Consider the following 21,858-nt stretch of genomic DNA (forward strand, 5'->3'; position numbering starts at 1 on the left):
AACGCTCGTCGGTCATGTGTGACCTTAGTGTGGCCTCATTGTTACAGGTCTGACGCATGATGGCCCGATTTGGGTCACAAAGGTTGCCCCAGCGACATTATCGACTAGACGAGGTCTTCTGACATGCGGGCGTCTCCGGACGATTCCGCTGTGCTGTTAGTTCAAACTAGGCTGGGGGCCCTCCACATGCACTTGAAGCGCAACTATCTTTTCGGGACGACGATCCTGGCAGGCATGATCGCCATGTCGGCTCCGGCCTTCGCTCAGACGGCGCCGGCGGCGCAGGATGATCAGACAACTCAGGTCGAAGAGGTCGTGGTTACCGGTTCGCGCATTCGCCGCGATCCGAGCACCGTGGCCGCGCCGATCATCCAGATCGACGGCGCAGCGCTGCTGCAGACCGGTCTGCCGACGGTGATCGACTATCTCGCGACGATCCCTGCATTGTCCAACTCGCTGGTTCCCTCGGACACGACCGGTTCGGGTCTGAACGACGGCGGCCTTGAGTTCGCCAACCTGCGCTCGCTCGGGTCGGGCCGTACCCTGACGCTCGTCGATGGGCGTCGTCACGTCGGTTCTTCGGCAGGCTCGCTGTCGGTTGACGTCTCGATCATCCCGCGTCTTCTGATCCAGAACATCGAAATCATCACCGGCGGCGCCTCGTCGGTTTACGGCGCTGACGCTGTTTCGGGCGTGATCAACTACAGCCTGCGCAAGGATTTCGAAGGCCTCGAAATCGACGGCAACTACGGCCAGTTGGTGAAGGGCGGCGACGCCGCTACGCGTCGTCTGTCGGTTCTGGGCGGTATCAATCTGCTGGACGACCGTCTGAACCTCTATGCTCACGCCGAGTATGAAAAGGCCGATCAGGTTCGTTCTGACCAGATCGATTGGCTGCGTCGCGGTCGCGTGTCGCTCGGCATCGACGCCGACCCGACCAACGTGAACATTGGGCCGGCGGCCGACGGCTTCGTCGACGTGGGTGAGTTCTACAGCGCCCGTCGCCTGGATCGTCCGCTCTGGGGTTCGACCACCCTGGCCAACATGCAGCGTCCGAGCCCCTTCGGTGATCCCGATATTCCGGTCGCCGCCTGCCGCAGCTTCTCGACCTCGTCCAACTGCTTCAACGTTGATCCGGGCTACACCTACTGGTTCGACGGTACGACCGCCCGCCTGGCGAACTTCGGTCAGCGGATCGGCAACACCGGCGCCAGCCGCCCCTGGAACATCGGCGGCGACGGCGAACCGGCAAACCTGACGGCCTTCGACGCCTTGTCGCGCTTCCCTGAACAGGAATCGCAGCGGTATCAGGTCGGCGCCAACTTCACCGTCAACGACAATGTCCGCGCGTCGCTTGAAGCCAAGTACACGACCGAGGACGCCTACGACCAAGGTCAGTACTCCTTCTGGGACATCTTTATCGTCGACTCGGGGCTCGCCTGCGGCGGCACGCCCTTCGGCGGCGCCTCGCGGACCTGCAACAACGGGATGTCGCCTGGCCTGATTTCCGGCACCAGCTCGTTCGCGACGCGCACGGACAACGCCTTCCTGCCCGCCAACCTGGCCGCTGCGATCCGTGGCAACACCTTCATCCCTTATGCAGACCCGACGAACACCGCGCCGGGCGCTCCGGGAGCTGTTGTTTCGGCGCCGATCGCCTTGCACCGTGGCTTTGGCATCCCCCGCGATCAGACCAACAATCGTGAAGTGCAGCGTTATGTCGCCGCGATCGAGGGCAACTACGATCGTCTCGGCTTCATCACCAACGCCAACTGGGACCTGTCGGTCGTCTACGGCGAGATGAACAACCGGAACCGTGAAACCGGCCCGGACGCGATCCGCTTTGCTCATGCCATGGACGCGGTTGTCGACACCGCCGGTCTTGTCGCCGGGCGTCCCGGTCAGGTTGTTTGCCGGGTTCAACTGCTCGCCGCTCAAGGCATCACGATCCAGGAGCAGAACCCCAACACCGCCGCCACCGTCTACGCCGACCCGAAGACCAATCCGGAAATCGCGGGCTGCGTGCCTTTGAACGTGTTCGGCAATGGCAATCAGTCGCCTGAGGCGCTGGAGTACATCTCGGCTTCTGTGACGGTTCTTGAAAAGAACATTCAGGAAAGCGCGGTCGCGACCTTCAGCGGCGAGCTGGGCGACTTCTGGGGCGCGGGCCAAATCGGCTTCTCGCTGGGCGCCGAGTACCGTCGCGAATACACCGAAGGCATTGGTCGCAGCCGCGACACGGCCAACCGCTTGCTGCAGCTAAACACCGGCGCTGACTTCCTGGGCGCAGAGTATGAAACCAAGGAACTGTTCGCTGAAGTCGCCGTCCCGCTCTTCCGCGACAGCTGGATGGGCGAGTTCGCCGAAATCAGCGGTTCGTATCGTACCTTCGACTACACGACGTCGGGCACCGGTGACGTTTACGGCGTCAGCCTGGTCTATCGTCCGATCCCGGACATCACGTTCAAGTCCAGCTTCAACACGTCCTTCCGTGCACCGAACCTGAGCGAGAACTTCCGTCCGTACGCGCAGACCTTCGTGAACCCGCCGTTCTCGGATCCTTGCGATACGCGCGTCATCGCCGCATTCGCCGGCGCCAATGCGACGGAGATCAAGGCTAACCGTATCGCCAACTGCACCACCATGGCTGCAGCGCGCGGTCTGACCTATGACTTCAGCCAAGCGACGACCTCGATCGCCGACGACTATCGTCCGAACTATGCGTCGGGTATCGCCAGCGTCCTGGGGGGCAACCCGGACCTGCGTCCTGAAACGTCGGAATCCTTCACCTTCTCGACGGTGCTGCGTCCGCGCTTCATCCCGAACTTCAGCCTGGTTCTCGACTACTACGAGATCACGATTGATGACGTGATCGTCACGCCCAGCGGCCAGCAGGTTGCTGACCAGTGCGTGAACGGCCCGGAACTGGACGCCCTGGCTTGCAGCCTGGTCTTCCGCAACAATCCGAACAACGACGCGGATCCCTTCAATGTCTTCAAGATTGGTGCTCCGGTCGGCGATCCGATCGGCGGCTTCATCCTGCAGACGCTGAACTTCGCCAAGCTTGAAACCCGCGGCCTGGACATCTCGGTCAACTATCGTGTGGACACCGAAGAACTCTTCGGCGTCAACTGGGGCCGGTTTGACTATTCGCTCGGCGCTCTCTGGCTGATCGAGCAGAAGCAGTACACCAGCCTGACCAACCGCGAAACGTTTACGGATCTGGCGACGAACGTCTTCTACCCCCGTCTGGAAGGGACCTCGCGTCTTACCTGGTCGCCCAACGATCGCTTGAGCGTGAGCTGGTTGGCCGACTGGATGGCCTCGCAAGACCTCGTCAAGACTCGTGACGTCATGGTCAGCGGCAACTTCGACGGGCAGCCGACGGATTGGTACACGACGGGCAACTTCGTCCGCCACGACGTGAGCGCCAACTATCGCGTGAACGACGAAGTCACCTTCCGCGCAGGCGTCACGAACCTCACGAATGTCGAGCCGCCTGCATACCTGGGCTTTGCTTCGACCTTCGACCCCTACGGTCGTCGCTTCTTCGTGGGCTTCAACTACCGTCCCTGGTAAGTTGGGTTCGAACTGATACGGAAAGGGCGGCTCGCAAGAGCCGCCCTTTTTGTTTGCGCGAGAGCCTTTGCAGCAGAAAGTTCGGGAAAATCTGCGGCCAAGCTCAAGTCTCGGGCTTTTTTTCGTTCCGACTCATAGTAGGCCGGTAACCATCCGTTAACGCAGACAGGGTTTTCCTTAACGCGCTCATAACCAATGCGATTCGGCGGGGATTTCGCATTGGGGATAACGGGCAGGGTCGGAAGGTCGGAACAAGAAAATGTCTCTCTCGCTGGTGAAGCCGCAACACACAGAACTCAAGCCCCGGATCGTCGTCTTCGGCGTCGGCGGAGCGGGCGGAAACGCTGTGAACAACATGATCGACGCCGGCCTTGAAGGGGTCGAGTTCGTCGTCGCCAACACCGACGCCCAGCACCTGAGCTTCGCCAAGACCGACCGCCGCATCCAGCTGGGCGAGACCATCACCCAGGGCCTCGGCGCGGGCGCCCACCCCGAAGTCGGCATGAACGCCGCCGAGGAGAGCGCTGACGAGATTCACGCGCACCTGGACGGCGCGCACATGGTCTTCATCACCTGCGGCATGGGCGGCGGCACCGGCACCGGCGCAGCCCCCGTCATCGCCAAGTGCGCGCGCGACCGCGGCATCCTGACCGTCGGCGTTGTGACCAAGCCCTTCACCTTCGAAGGCCGTCACCGCATGCGTCTGGCCGACTCCGGCGTCGCCGAGCTGCAACGTTACGTCGACACCCTGATCGTCATCCCGAACCAGAACCTGTTCCGCGTCGCCAACGAGCGCACGACCTTCGCCGACGCCTTCGGCATGGCTGATCAGGTCCTGCACTCGGGCGTCCGTTCGATCACCGACCTGATGATCCTGCCGGGCCTGATCAACCTCGACTTCGCCGACGTCCGCGCCGTCATGTCCGAGATGGGCAAGGCGATGATGGGCACGGGCGAGGCCACGGGCGACGACCGCGCCCTGCTGGCCGCGCAGAACGCTATCGCCAACCCGCTGCTGGACGAGACCAGCCTCAAGGGCGCCAAGGCCGTGCTGGTGAACATCACCGGCGGTCTGGATATGACCCTGCTGGAAGTGGACGAGGCCGCCAACGCCATCGCCGCCGAGGTGGACGGCGACGCCAACATCATCTTCGGCGCCGCCTTCGACCCGGCTCTGGACGGCAAGATCCGCGTCTCGGTCGTCGCCACCGGCATGGACGAGGCGGTCATCCAGAAGATCGAGCCGCAGGGTTCGGCCTTCGCCGACCGCCGCCCGACCACGGCCGCCCCCGCCCCGCGTCAGCCGGAAGTCCGCATCGACCCGGTTCGCGAGCCCGTCCGCGCGCCTGAGCCGGCCCCGGCCTATGAGGCGCCGGCCGCTCGCGTCGCGCCTGAGCCGCGTCCGGAGCCCGTGATCCACGACGCGCCGCGCAATCTGGAACCGATCGTCGATCCCTGGGTCGAGGAGTACGAGTCCGGCGCCGTTCGCGCCGAGCCCGCCGCCGCCTCGCAGGGCGATCTCTACTTCGACCGCGGTCAGCAGCAACAGCCGCAAGCCCGTCCGGCCCCGCGTCGCGAAGAGCCGGTGGCTGAAGAAGAATACTACGACGACCGCGATCACCGCCGCAGCGGCTGGAGCCTGTTCGGCAAGAAGCGCCAGCAGCCGCAACAGCAGCAGCCGTCCTATGCGCCGCCGCCGTCGTCGAACCGCACCACCCAGCAACTGCGCCAAACGCAGGCGACCCAGCCGACCCAGGAGTATCAAGCGGGTCATGCTGAAGACGACGACCTGGAAATCCCTTCCTTTCTTCGCCGCCTCGCGAACTGATCGGACGAAGCGCTGATTGAACGCCCCGGAGCCTGGCTCCGGGGCGTTTCTCGTTGCCCGAGCCGGGCGTGACTTCGCGCCGTACCGAAACATTTCGAAACCCATCTTTCATTTCGGGCTTGAGCCGTCGTGGTTAAACGACAGGCGAGGCGAACTCCGCGCGACCATGCGGAGCCGTGCAACACAGAGAGTTTCCAGCTTGTCGGTCCGTCACGACCATCACGAACAGACCATCGTCGCTCCGGCCATCACGGCTGGCGTGGGCGTTCATACCGGCCAGCGGGTCAAGCTGGTCGTGCGCCCCGCTGCGCCCGGCGCAGGCGTCACCTTCGTGCGCACCGACATCACCGACCGCGACAACCGCATCCCCGTCTCGGGCGAGGCCGTGGTTGACGCGCGCCTGAACACCATGATCGAGAACGCGGCGGGCGTGCGCCTGTCGACCATCGAGCACCTGATGGCCGCGCTGTGCGCGCTGGGCGTCTCCAACGCCGTGATCGAGGTCGACGGCCCCGAGCTGCCGATCCTGGACGGCTCGGCCCTGCCGTTCGTCCAACTGCTGGATCGTGCCGGCTTCCGTCGTCAGGAGGCTCCGGTCCGCTACATCGAGATCCTGAAGCCGATCCGGGTGGAGGAGGGCGACAAGTCCGCCGTCCTCCTGCCCTGCGACCGCTACGAGATGCGCTTCGAGATCGACTTCCCCACGCCGGTCATCGGCAATCAGGTGGTGGATTTCGTCGTGGACGAGGCGACCTTCCGTTCGGACATCATGGCCGCCCGCACCTTCGGTTTCGCCCACGAGGTCGAGGCCCTGCGTCAGGCCGGCCTGGCTCGCGGCGGTTCGCTGGAGAACGCCGTGGTCATCGACGGCGACGAAATCCTGAACCCCGGCGGCCTGCGCATGGAACGCGAGTTCGTGCGCCACAAGGCCCTGGACGCCATCGGCGACCTCTACGTCCTCGGCGCGCCCCTGCTGGGTCGCTACGAAGGCGTCAAGGCAGGCCACGCCCTGAACAACAAGCTGGTCCGCGCCCTGCTGGCCCAGCCCGACGCCTGGCGCGTCACCACCCGCGTCCCCGACATGGCGATGGCGGGCTGATCTAGACTAGGCTGATCGTCGAGATCAGCCGCCCGAAATCCGGCTCTCCCGCCAGAAACGCGCGACGGTTCGAGTAGAAGCGCGTCGCGTCCGCGCGCGTGTCGTGACCGGTCCAGGCGGCATCGCCGACCCCCGCCTGCTCCAGCCGCCACAGCACAAAGCCGGGCAGGTTGAACAGGCGTTTGTCCTCCGTCGCGCCGGGGCCGAAGAAGCGTTCGCTGCCGGGGTCGTGGTGCGCGAAGCGCTCCTGATAATCGGCGCCCACCTCATAGCTGGCCTGGGCGATGCAGGGGCCGATGACGGCGACCATGCGCGCAGACCTGGCGCCAAGGGCCTCCATGGCCGTGACCGTCGAGTGGATGACCCCGCCCAGCGCTCCCTTCCAGCCGGCATGGGCCGCACCGACCACGCCCGCCTCAGCGTCGGCGAACAGGACCGGCGCGCAGTCGGCGGTCAGGATGGAAGCGATCGGGCCGCGCACGGCCGCGACCACGGCGTCGCCCTCGGGCCGTTCGCCCTTCCAGCCGGCCTCGGCTACGCGGGCCACGGCGGAGTGAATCTGATAGCAGCCGCACAGGTCATCCAGCCCGCCGCCCATCCATTCGGCCACGCGGCGACGGTTCTCGGCCACGGCCGCTGGATCATCCTTTGAGCCGACCCCGGTGTTCAGGCCGGCGTAGACGCCTTCCGATACGCCGCCCTCGCGGGTGAAGAAGCCGTGGCGAACCCCAATCTTGTCGAGCAGGGGGTGGGTGATCGGATTCAGGCTCATGCATCAAACCCCGGCAGGGCCAGCGAACGGGGAGAGAAGATCGCCGCCGCCTTGAACAACTCGCCCATCTGGTCCGGCGCGGTCAGTCGGTCCAGCTGGCGCTGGATGACCGGGGCGGCGTCGGGGCGGGCCTGCATCAACCGTTGGGCGCGGGCTTCGATCCCCAGGGCCTTCAGGAAGGCGCCTTGGCCGACGCAGCCGGTCACGTCGGCGCCGCTGCGCACAGCGGCCTCCAGCACCAGGGGGTAGTCGGCCCACTGCGTCAGGTCGGCTTCGCCCGGCGTCGTCAGCGGATCGACTTTCCGGTGTCGACGCAGGCCCTGCAGGGTGTCGCCCGCGCCCGGTTGGCTGCGGCCGTAGTCGATTAACAGGGCGGCGCCCGAGGCCGCCTTGACCAGCACGGCCAGATCGCGCGCGAAGGCGGCCTGCTGTTCCGAAATCTCGACCACCTGTCCCGCCTCAACCTCGTACTCCGGCCGCTCGAAGCCGCCGGAGATGGCGACCAGACCGAAGGTCAGTTCGTTGTCGTCGGTGACGCCGACCCGGCGCTCGGCCCAGCCGCCTTCGGTCTTCATGAACTGGCGGGCGGGCATACAGTCCAGCACCTCGTTGCCGATCAGGATGACCGGGGCGTCGGTCTCTATCTGATGCAGGGCGCTGAGCCAGCGCGGGTGAACGTCGGCGTCGGCCAGCCGCCGCGCCTGCTCGGCCCGCAGCGGGGCGCTTGGCTCGATCAGGATCAGGTCGACGGCCTCCAGAAAGCCGGGGACCAGCCGCGCGGCCCTCAGGGCGTCCGAGATCAGGGTCCCGTCGCCGGGGCCGACCTCGACCAGCCGCACCCGCTCCGGCGCGCCCAGACGGCTCCAGACCTCGATGGCCCACAGGCCGATCAACTCGCCGAACATCTGGCTGACCAGAGGCGCGGTGATGAAGTCGCCGCCTTCCCCCAGCGCCGGCCGGGTGGCGTAATAGCCGCCCTTCGGATCATGCAGGCAGCGGGTGACATAGTCCGCGATCGTCATCGGCCCGGTCAGCACGATCTCGCGGACCAGCCGGTCCTTGAGGGTCTCGGTCATGACGCCCTAGGCCTCCGAGACGGCCGGCTTCCTCAGCGCCCGCCAGATCAGCCAGGCGCCGACCAGCATCATCGGAATCGACAGGATCATGCCCATGGTCAGGCCTAGCGGCAGGTTCTCCAACCCGGCGTCAGGCTGGCGCACGTTTTCCAGTGCGGCGCGGCAGACGCCGTAGCCCAGCAGGAACAAGCCGGTGACAAAGCCCGGACGCTTGAGCATCTTCCATTTCCAGATGGCGAGCGACAGGATGACGAACAGCAGAAGGCCCTCAAGCCCCGCCTCGTATAGCTGGCTCGGGTGGCGCGGTTCGTTGCCGGCGGGGCAGAAGCCGTACATCTGTTCAATGCGGGCGTTGCAGAAGCGGATTGCCCAGGGGACGGTCGTCTCGCGGCCCCAAAGCTCGCCGTTGATGAAGTTGGCGATGCGGCCGAAGAACAGCCCCAGCGGCGCCACAGGCGCGATCAGGTCGCCCAGGCTCAGCGGATTGATCTTCTGACGGTTGGCGTAAAGCGCGAGGGCGATCACGACGCCCAGGAAGCCGCCGTGGAAGCTCATGCCGCCGGTCCAGAGCTGCAGCAGCTCCAGCCGCTCGCCCCAGCTGTCGCCGGTGAACAACTGGGCGAACATGGCCGGCTTGTAGAAGAGGGCGTAGCCGAAGCGGCCGCCCAGAATGACGCCCAGGGTGATCCACAGCACCAGGTCGTCCAACTGCGGTCCCGTCACTGGCGGTTTGCCGCCGCTCCACAGGCGCTCCGTCTTGGCCAGACGCGAGGCGTACCACCAGCCCAACACGATCCCCGCGACATAGGCCAGGGCGTACCAGCGGATGGGCAGCGGCCCGAGATGGATCAGGACAGGATCGAATTCGGGGAAGGGCACAGGGCCTCCGTCAGCGCCGTTTGGGACCCCAAATCATCTAGCAAGCGAGACTGCATTCGTCGCGCGCTTTTCCAGCGAAGCAGTTTATAGCCGGTTCGGACGGAAAGATTTTGTTCACCCAATTTACGACGCCATTAACCATATACTGGTGTGGCCAAGAGGCGAGATTTCATCATGCAGACGCGCAATCCGATCCTCGACGAGTTCGCCAAGCTGACCACCGGCGCCATGGGCCTGGCTCAGGCTGCGGGCGACGAAGCCAAGGCCGCCTGGCGCGCCCAGACCGACCGTTTCGTCGCCGAGATGGATCTGGTCCGCCGCGACGAGTTCGACGTGCTGAAGGACGAGATCGCCGCCCTGCGCGCCGAGTTGGCTGAGCTTAAGGCTCAGAAATCGCCCGCGAAAAAGACGTCTTCCGGAACGTCCACAGCCGCGAAGCCGGACGTCGATACAGCCGGTTGAGCCGAATCTGCGAACACGTTTACCGTTCGTTTGCAGGTCGTGAGTCGCGACCCTCGAGTAAGAATGTGAACCCCTGATGGATGCAGCCCGGCCCGAAGAGGTCGACGTTCCCTACGACCCCCTGGATGTCGTGGAGCACGTCCTCAACGCGGAGAACCTGCCGTTCGACCGCACGGACGACGGCGACCTCGCCTTCGCCCTCGCGGGCGACTGGAAGGACTATGAGCTGTGGTTCGCCTGGCGTCCCGAAGGCGACTGTCTTCAGCTGTGCTGTGCGCTTGACCTGCGGGTCATGAAGACGCGCCGCGCCGCCGCCTACGAACTGGTGTCGATGATCAACCAGCGCACCTGGTTGGGCCACTTCGAAGTCTGGCCGGACGAAGGCGAAATCGTCTTCCGTCATTCGTTGGCCCTGCCGCACAGCGAACGTCCGACCCTGGCCCAGGCGGCGTCCATGATCGACGCCGCGATCGAGGCGGCTGACCGCTACTATCCCGCCTTCGACTTCATGGTGCGCGGCTCCAAGAAGGCGCAGGAAGCCATCGACGCCTGCCTGTTCGAAACCGTCGGCACCGCCTGATGAGCCGCCCTGTCGTCCTGCAAGGCGTGGGGCGACTGGGCTCGGCCATCCTGGAGGGCTGGCTGAAGACCGGGGCGGTCGATCCCGCCGATCTCATTATCCTGACCCCGTCCGAGAAGCCCGCCGCCGAGGCGGCGCGAGCCTTGGGCGCGCGGATCAACCCGCCGCTGGAGGTGCTGGCCGACGCCCGCGCCTTCGTCATCGGCGTCAAGCCGGCCAAGTGGTCCGAGGCCTCTCGCCCCGCCCTGCCGCATCTGGCCCCTGACGCCGTGATCGTTTCGGTCATGGCCGGGGTGCGGGGTGACACGATTTCCGTGGGGTTCGACGGCCGTTCCGTTGTGCGCATCATGCCGACGACCGGCGTGGCCCAGGCTCAGGGCGTGGCGACCATCTGGGCCGCTGACGCCGCCGCCCGCGCCGTGGGCGAGGCCCTGTTCGCCCCCATCGCCGAGACCGTCCATCTGGACGACGAGGCCGCCATGCACGCTGCGACCGCCGTATCCGGCTGCGGTCCCGCCTATTATTTCGCCTTCACCCGCGCCCTTGCCCAGGCCGGGATCGAGGAGGGTTTGTCGCCCGAGGCGGCCGTGCGGCTGGCCCGCGCCACCCTGCGGTCCGCAGCGGCGGGGGTGGAGGGGGCTGAGGCGCTGGACGCCCTGATCGACCGCGTGGCCTCGCCCGGCGGCGTGACTCAGGCCGGCCTTGTGGCCCTGAACGCAGACGGCGCCCTCGACCGGGCGGTCGAGAGCGCCGTTCAGGCCGCGGTGGCCAAGTCCACTGAACTCAGTGGCTGATCCTCAACGTTTGACGTAGCGACCTTCGGCCAGGTTTCGCGACAGCCGATCGAAGGCGGTGCGCGCGTCCTGCCAGGTGCCGAAGCCGCGCACGTCGGCCAAGCTGGAGGAATAGTAGTCATACTTGACGGCCTGGGTGTCACCCGAGGCGGTCGTAATCGTGCCTTCAATCGCGGCGCCGCCGATCGAAACGCTGCGCATGGGGTCCAGGCCCGGCTTGTCCGAAATCTGCTGCATCGTCGGTCGATTGGGCTTGAGGTCAGTGATGACCAGTTCGATCCGGGCTTCAGACAGGGCGTGACGCTCCGTCAGGACGCGCTCGACCGTGCGGGTCAGGTCGTCGATCTGCTGCTGGACGTCTCGCTGGCCCAGTTCCTGGGCGGTCTTGGCGAAGTCGGGGCTGATGGTGACGACGACGGCGGAAGGCTGGGCCGCGACGCCGCCCGCGAGGGCGAGGGCGGCGACGAGCGGTGCGAAAAATGCGTAACGACGCATGAGGCGGACTCCTGATCCAGGCCCCCCTGGAACGGTTGCAAGATGGCGTCGTTCCACTGGCAAAGCTAGGGGGTGCGACGCTCGATCATCCCGGCAGACGAATCGACGCCTTCAGGCCGCCGAGGTCGCTTCGGCCCAGGGTGATGTCGCCGCCGTGGCCGCGCGCCACGTCGCGGGCGATGGCCAGGCCCAAACCGACGCCCTTGCTATTCTGGTTGCGCGAGGCGTCTAGCCGGGAAAAGGGACGGAAAGCCTCTTCGTGCATATCCTCGGGAATGCCGGGACCGTCATCCTCGACCGCGATCTCGATCCCGCCTGAGGGCAGGGGGCGGGCCGACAGCCGCACGTGCTCGCCGTGCACTGCGGCGTTGCCGGCCAGATTGTTCAACGCCCGGCGGAAGGCGAGGGGGCGGAGTTGGGCGTCCAGATCGTCCGGCGTCTCGACCGTGACCTCGGCGCCGGCGCGACGGGCGTCCTCCGCGGCGCGGCGCAGCATTTCAGGAACCGAGATCGTCTGCATCGGTTCGCCGGCCTCGCCCCGTGCAAAGGCCAGGTACTCGTCGATCATATGCTCCATCTCGTCCAGGTCGCCCTTCATCGCCTCGGCGCGCTTGAAGGGGGGCGCCAGCGCCAGTTCCAGCCGCAGGCGGGTCAGGGGCGTGCGCAGGTCGTGGCTGACCGAGGCGAGCAGAGCTGTGCGCTGTTCGATATGGCGCTGGATCCGGGCGCGCATGTCGAGGAAGGCGGAGGCCGCGGCCCGGACTTCACGCGCGCCGTGCGGCTTGAAACGGGGCACGCTCTCGCCCCGGCCGAAAGCTTCTGCGGCGTCGGCCAGTCGCTCGATCGCGCGCACCTGGTTGCGGATGAACAGGACCGCCACCCCCAACAGCAGGACGGTGGCGATCATCAGCCACAGGACGAAGATGTGGGCCTGGGTCGCCACGGCGCGTTCGCGCGGGGCGATGACGCGCAGCACGCCGTCGGGCTCCTGCACGCGGATGTCGACATAGGCGGGGTAGCGGGTGGTGTCGAACCAGAAGGGCTGATCCAGGCGCGACGCCAGGGCCTTCTCCATGGCGCGATCAACCACGCCGATGGCCCCGCGCCGCTGTTCCTTGGGCAGGCTGGCGCCCTCCTGGAAGGCGACGGACAACTGCATCGACCGTTCGGCCCGATCAGCGATGACGCTCAGGTTCTGCGGCGTCGGCTGGTCGCGATAGCTTTCCGCCGCCCAGGCCACGTCGCCGGCCAGCCCCTCCGAAAGGCGCGCGGTCACCGCCTGCCAGTGGGCGTCGAAAAAGGCCCAGGTCACCGCCCCCTGCATGATCAGCACGGGCAGGACGATGATCAGCAGCGACCGGCCCCAGAGCGAGGTCGGCAGTCGGCGCTTGATCATCCGCGCCCAGAGGGGAAGGGGCAGAAGCCGCATCGCTGGATCAGTCCGGGGCCAGCATATAGCCGATCCCGCGCACCGTCTGGAGATAGCGCGGGTTCTTGGGGTCGGCCTCCAGCTTGCGGCGCAGGCGCGTCACCTGGACGTCCACGGCCCGCCCGGTGATGTCGGCGGTGTCGGGCGACAGGTTCATGCGCTCGACCGGCGAATGGGCGTGGATGGCCAGGGTCTTCAGCAGTTGCGCCTCGGCTTCGGTCAGGCGTTGCAGGGCGCCGTCGCGGGTCAGCTCGAGCCGCTCCATGTCGAACACCGCCGGCCCCATACGGATCTCGCGCGGGGTCATCGGCTTGCCCCCGGTGCGGCGCAGGATGGCCTCGATCCGCAGGGCCAGTTCGCGGGGATCGAACGGCTTGGACATATAGTCGTCAGCGCCGCGTGACAGGCCCTCGATCCGATCGTCGGGATCGCCCTTGGCGGTCAGCAGCAGGACAGGCGTCCTGGACAGAGCCGCCTGGCTGCGGATCCAGGTCGTCAGGTCAAAACCGCTCTCGCCCGGCATCATGACGTCCAGCACGATCAGATCGAACTCGATCAGCTCGACCAGACGGCGCGCCGCGCCCGCATGGGCGGCGCCGGTGACGCGATAGCCTTCGCGCGCCAGGAACTCTTTCAGCAGTTCGCGGATTCTGTCGTCGTCGTCGACGACCAGCAAATGGCGGCCGGCGCCGGGTGCAGCGATGGGGCCGGAGCGGCCGTTCGAGCGCGTATCAGTCATGCTTTAGGCGATCCTGCCGAACGCAAGGCGTTGACGGCGGCGGGAGAGAAGAGTGTAACCGGACCACATCCCCGGGAGACGTTATTCAATGGCCTTCGTTCCTTTCGACGATCGTGACGGCTGGATCTGGTTTGACGGCGCGTTCGTGCCCTGGCGGGACGCGAAAACGCACGTTCTGACCCATGGCCTCCACTACGGCTCGTCGGTCTTCGAGGGTGAGCGTATGTACGGCGGCGAAATCTTCAAGCTGACGGCGCACAGCCAACGGCTGAAGCGCTCGGCCGAGCTGCTGGACTTCGACATTCCCTACAGCGTGGCCGAGATCGACGCCGCCTGCAAGGAAACCTGTGAAAAGAACGGTCTGACCGACTGCTACATCCGTCCGGTGGCCTATCTGGGCGCCGAGCAACTCAGCGTGTCCTCGCTGAACAGCAAGGTCCACCTGGCCATCGCCGCCTGGGAATGGCCCAGCTATTTCGATCCCGAGGTCAAGAAGAAGGGCATTCGCCTGGAGTGGGCCAAATGGCGCCGCCCCGACCCCGCCACCGCCCCGTCGACGGCCAAGGCCGGCGGCCTCTACATGATCTGCACCATGTCCAAGACGGCGGCCGAGAAGCGCGGCTACGCCGACGCCATGATGCTGGACTGGCGCGGCTATATCGCCGAGGCGACGGGCGCCAACGTCTTCTTCGTCCAGAACGGCGCCCTGCACACCCCGCGCGTCGACCACATCCTGGACGGCATCACCCGCCAGACGGTGATCGAGATGGCCCAGGCCAAGGGCATCGAGGTCGTGATCCGCGACATCCTGCCGGAAGAACTGTCGAACTTCTCGGAATGCTTCCTCACCGGCTCGGCCGCTGAGGTCACTCCGGTCAGCGAGATCGGCGACTACCGCTTCACGCCGGGCGAGCTGTCGCTGACCCTGATGGACGACTACGGCAAGCTGGTCCGCGGCCAGCTCTGATCGGATCAGGCGGAGGGATCACCCTCCGCCTTTTTCTTGCGCGCGGCTTCGGCGGCCCGGCGTTGCGCCGCGCGTTTCTGACGCCAGCGCCATCCCAGCCACGCCAGCGGCGCGACCACGAGGAGCAGGGGCAGGGCCCCTGCCAGCAGCATGATCAGTGCACCCAAGGTCGACATGAACAGATAGGCCGCCTGGCTCAGGGCGTCGGTCACGGGGCGCAGGGCGCTGTCGGGCGCCAACTGCCCTGCCGCGCGATAGGTCACGTCCAGCTTTGAGGTCTGCACCCGGGTCCGCATGACGGCCAGGGCCGAGCGCGTCGCGTCCAGTTCGCCCTGCACCCGCGCCAGTTCCCGCTCGACCTGAAGCAGTTGCTCGAGTGGGCCGCTGCGGGTGGCCAGAAGCTGTTGCAGCCGGTCGCGCAGGGTCTCCATCGCCCGCATCCGCGCCTCGGTGTCGACCAGTTGCCGGGTCAGGTCCTCGCTCTCGACCGATTGTTGCGCCACGCGCCCGCCCGCGCCCTTGGCCTCTCCGTCCAGCGCCGCCCGGAAACGGGCGACATAGGCGGGCGTGGCCCGCATCTCCAGGCTGGCCTCGACAGCGTCGCGGCCCACGCGGCTGGAGTTCGCGCCGATCACCTGACAGACCGACGGCCCAGCGGCGATGCAGGCCTGTTCATGCCGTCCCATCACGGCCGGCACGGCGTCCGCCGGAAGCTCCAGCCCGAACCGGTAGGCATAGGCGATGCTGGGCGCGACGACCGGGGTTGCGGCGCGGCCCGGCGCGGACGCGGCCTCGGCGGGCCGCGCCGGTTCCATCAGGACCATGTCCACAGACTCCTCGAGGTGCTGGGGCGACGCGTCCTGACATCCCGCGAGCAGCGCGCTCGCCGCCGCCGCCAAAACCAGACCCTTGCGCATCCGACCGCTCCCCGCTGATTGCGTAACGACGATTGGCGGCTCGCATAACGGCAAAGTTTAGACCGAGCCGAGGCCGTGGCGCGGCAGGACGCCGCATGCGCTCTTGACCAGCAGGCGCAGGGTAGCGTTCAAGCAGATTTTAAAGACGGTCCTCGGCCGTCGGCCGGTCGCGGAGCCGCCTTTTCCATGTTCAGCCTTCTGAACCTCCAGAGCCTTTTCGGCCTGATCGTCATCGTCGGCGTCTGCTGGGCCATATCCGAGAACCGCAAGGTCTTCCCCTGGCGGCTGGCCATAGGCGCGGTGCTGGTGCAAGCCGCCCTGGTGCTGGCGACCTTCGCCATACCCGGCTCGCAGGTGGTGCTGGACGGCATCAATAATGCGGTGAAGGGGCTCGAGCTGGCGACCGAGGAGGGCACCAAGTTCGTCTTCGGTTATCTGGCGGGCGGAGATCAGCCCTACGCCGTGGCCAATGAGGGGGCGTTGTTCACCTTCGCCTTCAAGGTCCTGCCGCTGATCCTGGTCATCTCGGCCCTGTCGGCCCTGCTGTGGCACTGGAAGATCCTGAAGTGGATCACGCTCGGCTTCGGCTTCCTGTTCCAGCGCACCATGGGTCTGGGCGGCGCCTCGGCCCTGGCGGTGGCGGCCAACGTCTTCCTGGGCATGATCGAAAGCCCCATCGTCATCCGCGCCTATCTGGACAAGCTGACCCGTTCGGAGCTGTTCCTGATGATGGTGGTGGGCCTGGCCACCGTCGCCGGCTCGACCATGGTGGCCTACGCCACCATTCTGGCGCCCGTCCTGACCAATGCGGCGGGCCATGTTCTGGTGGCCTCCATCGTCTCGGCTCCGGCGGGTGTCCTTCTGGCCCGCGTCATCATCCCCGAGAAGCCGGGCGAGGGCGGGGCGGTGGCCGACTACAACTCGGCGCTGAAATACGACAGCTCCATCGACGCCATCGTCAAGGGCACGTCGGACGGCCTGATGGTCGTGCTGAACATCTCGGCGGTGCTGATCGTCTTTGTGGCGCTTGTGGCCCTGGCCAACGTCATGCTGGGCGCCTTCTGGATTGGCGGCGAGGCGCTGAGCGTCGAGCGCATCCTGGGCGTGATCTTCGCGCCGGTCGCTTGGCTGACGGGCGTCGAATGGGCCGACGCCCACACGGCCGGCTGGCTGCTGGGCGTCAAGCTGACCCTGACCGAGTTCGTCGCCTTCATCCGGCTCGGCGAGGTTCCGGCGGGCGAAATGACCGAGCGCACCCGGATGCTGATGACCTACGCCCTGTGCGGCTTCGCCAACATCGGCTCGGTGGGCATTACGGTCACTGGCCTGTCCGTCCTGATGCCCGAGCGCCGGGAAGAGGTTCTGGGTCTGGTGTGGAAGGCGCTGTTCGCAGGCTTCCTGGCCACGCTGATGACCGCCTGCATCGTCGGGGCCATGCCGGCCTCTGTCTTCGGCCAGTAGCGGAAGCGTCTTTTCACGAACTGAGGGGTATCGTCCGATGAAGCTCTACACCTCGTATCGCGCGCCCAATCCGCGCCGGGTCCGCTGGGTCATGGCCGAGAAGGGCATCGACAATGTCGAGTTCGTCGAGATCGACCTGTTGTCCGGCCAGCACCGCACGGCCGAGTATCGCGCCCGGGTCGGCGTGCCGCACGTCCCGGCGCTGGAACTGGACGACGGGACCTGCCTCTCGGAATCCGTCGCCATCTGCCGCTATCTGGAGGCGCTGTATCCGGAGCCGAACCTGTTCGGTCATGATCCGAAGGAGCAGGCGCTGATCGAGATGTGGACGCGTCGCTGCGAAATCTATCTGGCCAACCCGATGATGCTGAACGTGCGCTTCAGCCATCCGGCTCTGGCCGCGCTGGAAGCGCCCCAGCCCCAGGTGGCCGAGTACAGCCGTGTGGGCGCCGAGAAGTTCATGCGTCTGCTGGACCGGCAATTGGCCGAACATCCCTTCATCGCCGCAGACCGCTTCACCATCGCTGACATTGTCGCGGCGGTGGGCCTGGATTTCGCCCGCCTGGTCAAATACCGCCCGCCCGAAGAGTTCACCCATCTGGCGCGCTGGATGGAGGATTGTCGCGCGCGCCCTGCGGCGAAGGCCGGGGTGTAAGGTGGCTTTTCCGCCGCCCGTCCTCGTGCCAAGCTGCACGGCATGAACAAAGTCGTCACGATCACTCTCGTCCTTGGCCTCGCCGCGTCGGCCGCCGCCTGTACGGACAGCCGTCGCGCGCGCAATGACGCCACCTGGAGCGACCGTCCCGCCGACATCACCTGCTGGACCTATGGCGTCGAGACCTTCAAGGGCCGCTCGACCGGCAAGGTCGAATACAACGACGGCGGCCGCATCGCCTTCGTGGACGCCGCCAACAACCGCTACACCACGGTCGATGGCGAATGCCGCGTGGTCTACGCAGCGCCGTCCAAATAGGCCGGGTCAGTCTCGTGGCGTGAACTTCCGGATCACGCCCGAGAAGGTCATCAGCAGCCGCTCGCCGGTGTTGATCTGGCCGCGCACGAAGATCAGGCTCTTGCCCGCCTTGGTCACCTGACCCGTCGCCTCGATCAGTTCGCCGACATAGGCCCCGTCGATGAAGGTGGAGTCCAGTTGCACCGTCACGCCCGACGCGCCTTCCATTTCCTGATAGGCGATCTGGAACATGGCGATGTCGGCGAAGGTCATCAGGCAGCCCCCGTGCATCCGGCCGCCGGCGTTCATGTGTTTCTGCTCGGCGCGGAAGGCGCAGCGCATGTGGCCGTCGGGATCCAGCTTGCCGTAGAAGGGGCCGACCACCACGTCAAAGGTGTCATGCAGGTCATAGGTCTGCCAGCCGGCGAACTCGCCTTCGGTGACTGTGATTTTCGCGACCATGCCGATTACGCCTTCTTTCCGATCTTGCGGTGCAGCATATAGACCCGATGAGCGATCCAATCGAAGCGGCCATTTTTGAAAAACTGGCCAAGGCCGACCCCAAGAACGTCGGCGGCAAGAGCATTGAACCTTCGGACGTGGCCAAGGAGCTGCAGCCCGAGCAATGGCAGCGGATGCTGCCCAAGGTGCGCGCCGTGGCGCTCGGCCTGATGCGTCAGGGCAAGCTGACCATCACCAAGAAGGGCAAGGCCGTCGATCCGAACGCCTTCAAGGGCGTGATCCGGTTGCGTCTGCCGACAGAGGCCGAAACGGCCGCAGCCCTGGCGGCTCTGCCGCCCGTCGAAGCCTCGGATGACGATTTCGACTGAGCCCGAGACCGGCCTAGACGCCGTCCTGGCCGACATCCGCGCCTGCCGGGCCTGCCTGGGACACCTGCCCCACACGCCGCGCCCGGTGGTCATGGTCGCGCCGGAGACGCGCCTGTTGATCTGCGGCCAGGCGCCGGGGCGACGGGTGCATGAAAGCGGTCTGCCCTTCACGGACCCGTCCGGCGTTCGTCTGCGCGGCTGGATGGGCGTGGACGAGGCGACCTTCTACGGCGATCCGCGTCTGGGCGTCGCGGCTCAGGCCTTCTGTTTTCCCGGCACGGACCCCAAGGGCGGAGACTATCCGCCCCCGCGCCGTTGCGCCGAGCTGTGGCGGCCCCGCCTGCTGGCCGAACTGCCCAAGGTCGAGCTGACCCTGCTGGTCGGCGGCTACGCCCAGGCCTGGGCCCTGGGCGACCGCGCCCGATCCACCATGACCGAGACGGTCCGCGCCTGGCGCGATTACGCTCCCGCCATCCTGCCCCTGCCGCACCCGTCCTGGCGCAATACGGCCTGGCTGCGGAAAAATCCGTGGTTCGAGGCCGAGGTTCTGCCCTACCTTCGCCAGAGGACAGCGGAGATTCTGGCGTGAGCATCGGACGAAGCGGACTGACGGCGGGCCTTCTGACGCTTTCCCTGGCCCTGTCCGCCTGCGCCACGCCGCATCTGCAGGGCCCACAGACGCCGCCGGCCGATTTCAGCGGTCCGCGCATCGAGGCTGGAACCGAAGGTCGTGGGGCCTTCGTGGTTCAGGACGGCGCCAGGCTGCCCTATCTGCGCTGGAGCCCTGAAAACGGCGAGCAACCCTGGGCCGTCATCGTCGCCCTGCACGGCTTCAACGACCACTACGCCTCCTTCCGCCTGGCCGGCCCGTGGTGGGCGACGCGCGGCATCGAGACCTGGGCTTACGACCAGCGCGGTTTCGGCCTGTCGCCCCATCGCGGAGAGTTCGCACCCGAAAGCCTGACCAGCGCCGACCTGCGCACCATCGTCGCGCTGGTCCGCGCCGAGCGTCCGGGCGCTCTGATCGTGGTGGCGGGGGAAAGCATGGGCGGATCCTCGACCATCGCCGCCTTCGGGGGCGAGAGCCCGCCCGACGCCGACCGCGTGGTTCTGCTGGCGCCCGGTGTCTGGGGGTGGTCAAGCCAGAGCCCCTTCAATCGCGCAGGCCTCTGGGCCGCCGCCCGGCTGATGGGGGACAGGGCGGTCGAGCCGCCGGCCTTCGCCGTCCGCAATATTCGCGCTTCCGACAACACGCTGGAATTGATCCGCAACGGACGTGATCCGGTCAGCATCATCTCCACCCGGTTCGATTCCATGAATGGTCTGGTCGACCTGATGGAGGCGGCGTCGGTGCGTCTTGGCGCTGTCGAGAAGCCGACCCTGCTGCTGTACGGGGCGCACGACCAGATCGTGCGCAAGGGGCCGATGCGCCTGGCCCTGGAGCGGGCGGGCGAGCGGCCGAACCTGAAGACGGCCTACTATCCCGACGGCTGGCACATCCTGAACCGGGACTTGCAGGGCGAGGTCATCTATCGCGATGTCGAGGCCTGGTTGCGCGACGCGGCGGCGCCCCTGCCATCCGGCGCCGGACCCGTGCTGCCGGTTCTGCAGGCCGACCCTCGCGCGCGCTGATCCGCCCAACCCCACCCTTTTCCTGACGCGAAACCGTCATGCTTGCCGTTTAGGCGGACGCGGCGTATCTCCTCGCGCAATAAAAAATACCCCAGGAAAGGCCTGTCATGGGCAAGACGCTGTTTGATTCCCCCTCTTTCGCGAACCATGAAGGCGTCCACGCCTTCCATGACGAGAAAACGGGCCTGAAGGCCATTGTCGCGGTTCACTCGACCGCGCGCGGCCCCGCCGTCGGCGGCACCCGTATGTGGAACTACGCCTCGTCCGCCGAAGCGCTGGAAGACGTGCTGCGCCTGTCCAAGGGCATGAGCTACAAGAACGCCGTGGCGGATCTGGAAATGGGCGGCGGCAAGTCGGTCATCATCGGCGACAGCCGCACCCAGAAGTCGCCGGAACTGTTCCGCGCCTTCGGTCGCGCCCTGAACGGCCTCGGCGGAAACTACTACGCCGCCGAAGACGTCGGCGTCTCGGTCGAGGATATCGCCGAGGCCCGCAAGGCGACCGAATACGTCCTGGGCCTGAAGGACGGCCCGGAGGCCTCGGGCGATCCCAGCCCCGTCACTGCTGAAGGCGTCTATCGTTCGACCCTGGCCGTCGCGCGCCGTCTGTGGAAGCAGGACGATCTGACCGGCCTGACCGTCGCTGTGCAAGGCGTCGGCCACGTCGGCGGCTACCTGGCTGACAAGCTGCACAAGGCCGGCGCCAAGCTGATCATGACCGACGTCAACACCGCCGTCCTGGCCGAGGTCGCCGCCCGCACGGACGCCGAAATCGTGGCCCCTGACGCCATCTATGACGTCAAGGCCGACATCTATGCGCCTTGCGCCCTCGGCGCGACGCTGAACCTGCAGACCCTGGATCGCATCACCGCCAAGGCCGTGGTCGGCGCTGCCAACAACCAGCTGGCCACCCCCGACATCGGCCAGATCCTGTTCGAGCGCGGCGTGCTTTATGCGCCCGACTACGTCGTCAACGGCGGCGGCATCATCAACGTCGCTTCCGAAATGAACGCCCGCCAGTCGGGCGGCGCCTATGACGCCTCATGGGTCGAAGGCAAGCTGTCGCGCCTGATGGAGACCTTCGAGGAAATCCTCGAGCGTTCGGTCTCCGAGAACAAGCCGACCCACCTGATCGCCGACGCCATCGCCGAAGCCCGCATCAAGGCGGCTGGCGACCTGAAGGCCGAGCTGCTGAAGGCGGCCTAAGGCGAAAGAGGGCCCTTCTCCCCTTGCGGGAGAAGGTGGGCGCCGCAGGCGCTCGGATGAGGGGTGTGGGCGCTGCCGTTTCCGGCGGGGCCGCACCCCTTTTTCGTGCTTCGCCGTCGGCGGTCGCGCCATCATCCCCTCATCCGTCTCGCCGCGCGAGCC

22 protein-coding genes are annotated in these 21,858 nt (G+C 66.6%); 14 read left to right on the top strand and 8 right to left on the bottom strand.

The features are described 5' to 3' along the window. The first annotated feature begins 186 nt into the window (after positions 1-186). The 3 genes from B4A39_RS02510 (at position 187) to lpxC (ending at position 6,506) form a co-directional block, all read left to right on the top strand. Entirely contained in the window at positions 187-3,579 is a 3,393-nt protein-coding gene (locus B4A39_RS02510; RefSeq protein ID WP_292032912.1) for a TonB-dependent receptor domain-containing protein, read from the top strand. Between the two features lie 259 nt (positions 3,580-3,838). After that, on the top strand, positions 3,839-5,407 hold the full coding sequence (gene ftsZ, locus B4A39_RS02515) for a cell division protein FtsZ (RefSeq protein WP_292032915.1): 1,569 nt from the start codon (positions 3,839-3,841) through the stop codon (positions 5,405-5,407). 199 nt (positions 5,408-5,606) lie between these two features. Further along, a complete protein-coding gene (gene lpxC, locus B4A39_RS02520; protein ID WP_292032918.1) occupies positions 5,607-6,506 on the top strand; it encodes a UDP-3-O-acyl-N-acetylglucosamine deacetylase in 900 nt (299 codons plus the stop codon). 1 nt (position 6,507) lies between these two features. On the opposite strand, the gene B4A39_RS02525 is transcribed toward lpxC, so the two are convergent. From B4A39_RS02525 to lgt, 3 genes are read right to left on the bottom strand one after another with little or no spacing between them, the layout of a single operon-like run. Then, positions 6,508-7,278 (bottom strand): polyphenol oxidase family protein, encoded by a 771-nt coding sequence (locus B4A39_RS02525; protein WP_292032919.1) that lies wholly within the window; start codon positions 7,276-7,278, stop codon positions 6,508-6,510. After that, complete coding sequence (locus tag B4A39_RS02530; protein WP_292032921.1) at positions 7,275-8,354, bottom strand: class I SAM-dependent methyltransferase; 1,080 nt, start codon at positions 8,352-8,354, stop codon at positions 7,275-7,277. Before B4A39_RS02530 ends, B4A39_RS02525 begins: the two co-directional genes overlap by 4 nt. A gap of 6 nt (positions 8,355-8,360) precedes the next feature. After that, on the bottom strand, positions 8,361-9,233 hold the full coding sequence (gene lgt / locus B4A39_RS02535; protein ID WP_292032924.1) for a prolipoprotein diacylglyceryl transferase: 873 nt from the start codon (positions 9,231-9,233) through the stop codon (positions 8,361-8,363). Between the two features lie 174 nt (positions 9,234-9,407). Between lgt and B4A39_RS02540 the strand changes: the two genes are divergently transcribed. From B4A39_RS02540 to B4A39_RS02550, 3 genes are all read left to right on the top strand, one after another. After that, positions 9,408-9,695, top strand: coding sequence for an accessory factor UbiK family protein (locus tag B4A39_RS02540; RefSeq protein WP_292032927.1), 288 nt, complete (start codon positions 9,408-9,410; stop codon positions 9,693-9,695). Positions 9,696-9,771: 76 nt separating this feature from the next. Beyond that, entirely contained in the window at positions 9,772-10,275 is a 504-nt protein-coding gene (locus tag B4A39_RS02545; protein WP_292032930.1) for a YbjN domain-containing protein, read from the top strand. Continuing rightward, a complete protein-coding gene (locus B4A39_RS02550; protein ID WP_292032932.1) occupies positions 10,275-11,069 on the top strand; it encodes a pyrroline-5-carboxylate reductase family protein in 795 nt (264 codons plus the stop codon). Before B4A39_RS02545 ends, B4A39_RS02550 begins: the two co-directional genes overlap by 1 nt. Positions 11,070-11,072: 3 nt before the next feature. On the opposite strand, the gene B4A39_RS02555 is transcribed toward B4A39_RS02550, so the two are convergent. The 3 genes from B4A39_RS02555 to B4A39_RS02565 all read right to left on the bottom strand — a co-directional run bounded on the left by B4A39_RS02555 (position 11,073) and on the right by B4A39_RS02565 (position 13,732). After that, on the bottom strand, positions 11,073-11,564 hold the full coding sequence (locus B4A39_RS02555) for a hypothetical protein (protein WP_292032935.1): 492 nt from the start codon (positions 11,562-11,564) through the stop codon (positions 11,073-11,075). An 85-nt stretch (positions 11,565-11,649) separates the two neighbouring features. Then, a complete protein-coding gene (locus tag B4A39_RS02560; RefSeq protein WP_292032937.1) occupies positions 11,650-12,993 on the bottom strand; it encodes an ATP-binding protein in 1,344 nt (447 codons plus the stop codon). A 7-nt stretch (positions 12,994-13,000) separates the two neighbouring features. Beyond that, on the bottom strand, positions 13,001-13,732 hold the full coding sequence (locus B4A39_RS02565; RefSeq protein WP_292032938.1) for a response regulator: 732 nt from the start codon (positions 13,730-13,732) through the stop codon (positions 13,001-13,003). 88 nt (positions 13,733-13,820) lie between these two features. Here B4A39_RS02565 and B4A39_RS02570 point away from each other — a divergent pair, with 88 nt between their 5' ends. Further along, a complete protein-coding gene (locus B4A39_RS02570; RefSeq protein WP_292032941.1) occupies positions 13,821-14,699 on the top strand; it encodes a branched-chain amino acid aminotransferase in 879 nt (292 codons plus the stop codon). 5 nt (positions 14,700-14,704) lie between these two features. Here B4A39_RS02570 and B4A39_RS02575 read toward each other — a convergent pair whose 3' ends face one another. Next, positions 14,705-15,616 carry a DUF4349 domain-containing protein gene (locus tag B4A39_RS02575; protein ID WP_292032943.1) on the bottom strand — a complete coding sequence of 304 codons (912 nt, stop codon included), beginning with the start codon at positions 15,614-15,616 and terminating at the stop codon, positions 14,705-14,707. Positions 15,617-15,802: 186 nt separating this feature from the next. Here B4A39_RS02575 and B4A39_RS02580 point away from each other — a divergent pair, with 186 nt between their 5' ends. From B4A39_RS02580 to B4A39_RS02590, 3 genes are read left to right on the top strand one after another with little or no spacing between them, the layout of a single operon-like run. Next, positions 15,803-17,077: a NupC/NupG family nucleoside CNT transporter gene (locus tag B4A39_RS02580; protein WP_292032944.1), complete on the top strand. Its 1,275-nt coding sequence runs from the start codon at positions 15,803-15,805 to the stop codon at positions 17,075-17,077. A 37-nt stretch (positions 17,078-17,114) separates the two neighbouring features. Next, positions 17,115-17,732, top strand: a complete 618-nt coding sequence (locus B4A39_RS02585) for a glutathione S-transferase family protein (RefSeq protein WP_292032946.1) — start codon at positions 17,115-17,117, stop codon at positions 17,730-17,732. Between the two features lie 42 nt (positions 17,733-17,774). After that, a complete protein-coding gene (locus tag B4A39_RS02590) occupies positions 17,775-18,050 on the top strand; it encodes a hypothetical protein (RefSeq protein WP_292032947.1) in 276 nt (91 codons plus the stop codon). 6 nt (positions 18,051-18,056) lie between these two features. Here B4A39_RS02590 and B4A39_RS02595 read toward each other — a convergent pair whose 3' ends face one another. Beyond that, positions 18,057-18,491 carry a PaaI family thioesterase gene (locus B4A39_RS02595; RefSeq protein WP_184270384.1) on the bottom strand — a complete coding sequence of 145 codons (435 nt, stop codon included), beginning with the start codon at positions 18,489-18,491 and terminating at the stop codon, positions 18,057-18,059. 47 nt (positions 18,492-18,538) lie between these two features. Here B4A39_RS02595 and B4A39_RS02600 point away from each other — a divergent pair, with 47 nt between their 5' ends. The 4 genes from B4A39_RS02600 to B4A39_RS02615 all read left to right on the top strand — a co-directional run bounded on the left by B4A39_RS02600 (position 18,539) and on the right by B4A39_RS02615 (position 21,696). Next, on the top strand, positions 18,539-18,859 hold the full coding sequence (locus B4A39_RS02600) for a DUF3253 domain-containing protein (protein WP_105563909.1): 321 nt from the start codon (positions 18,539-18,541) through the stop codon (positions 18,857-18,859). Next, complete coding sequence (locus B4A39_RS02605) at positions 18,843-19,448, top strand: uracil-DNA glycosylase family protein (protein WP_292032954.1); 606 nt, start codon at positions 18,843-18,845, stop codon at positions 19,446-19,448. Before B4A39_RS02600 ends, B4A39_RS02605 begins: the two co-directional genes overlap by 17 nt. Beyond that, positions 19,445-20,491: an alpha/beta fold hydrolase gene (locus B4A39_RS02610; protein ID WP_292032956.1), complete on the top strand. Its 1,047-nt coding sequence runs from the start codon at positions 19,445-19,447 to the stop codon at positions 20,489-20,491. Before B4A39_RS02605 ends, B4A39_RS02610 begins: the two co-directional genes overlap by 4 nt. A 107-nt stretch (positions 20,492-20,598) precedes the next feature. Beyond that, on the top strand, positions 20,599-21,696 hold the full coding sequence (locus B4A39_RS02615) for a Glu/Leu/Phe/Val family dehydrogenase (protein WP_292032957.1): 1,098 nt from the start codon (positions 20,599-20,601) through the stop codon (positions 21,694-21,696). Positions 21,697-21,858 lie beyond the last annotated feature (162 nt).

This window comes from Brevundimonas sp. UBA4553, from assembly GCF_002387245.1.
GTDB lineage: Bacteria > Pseudomonadota > Alphaproteobacteria > Caulobacterales > Caulobacteraceae > Brevundimonas.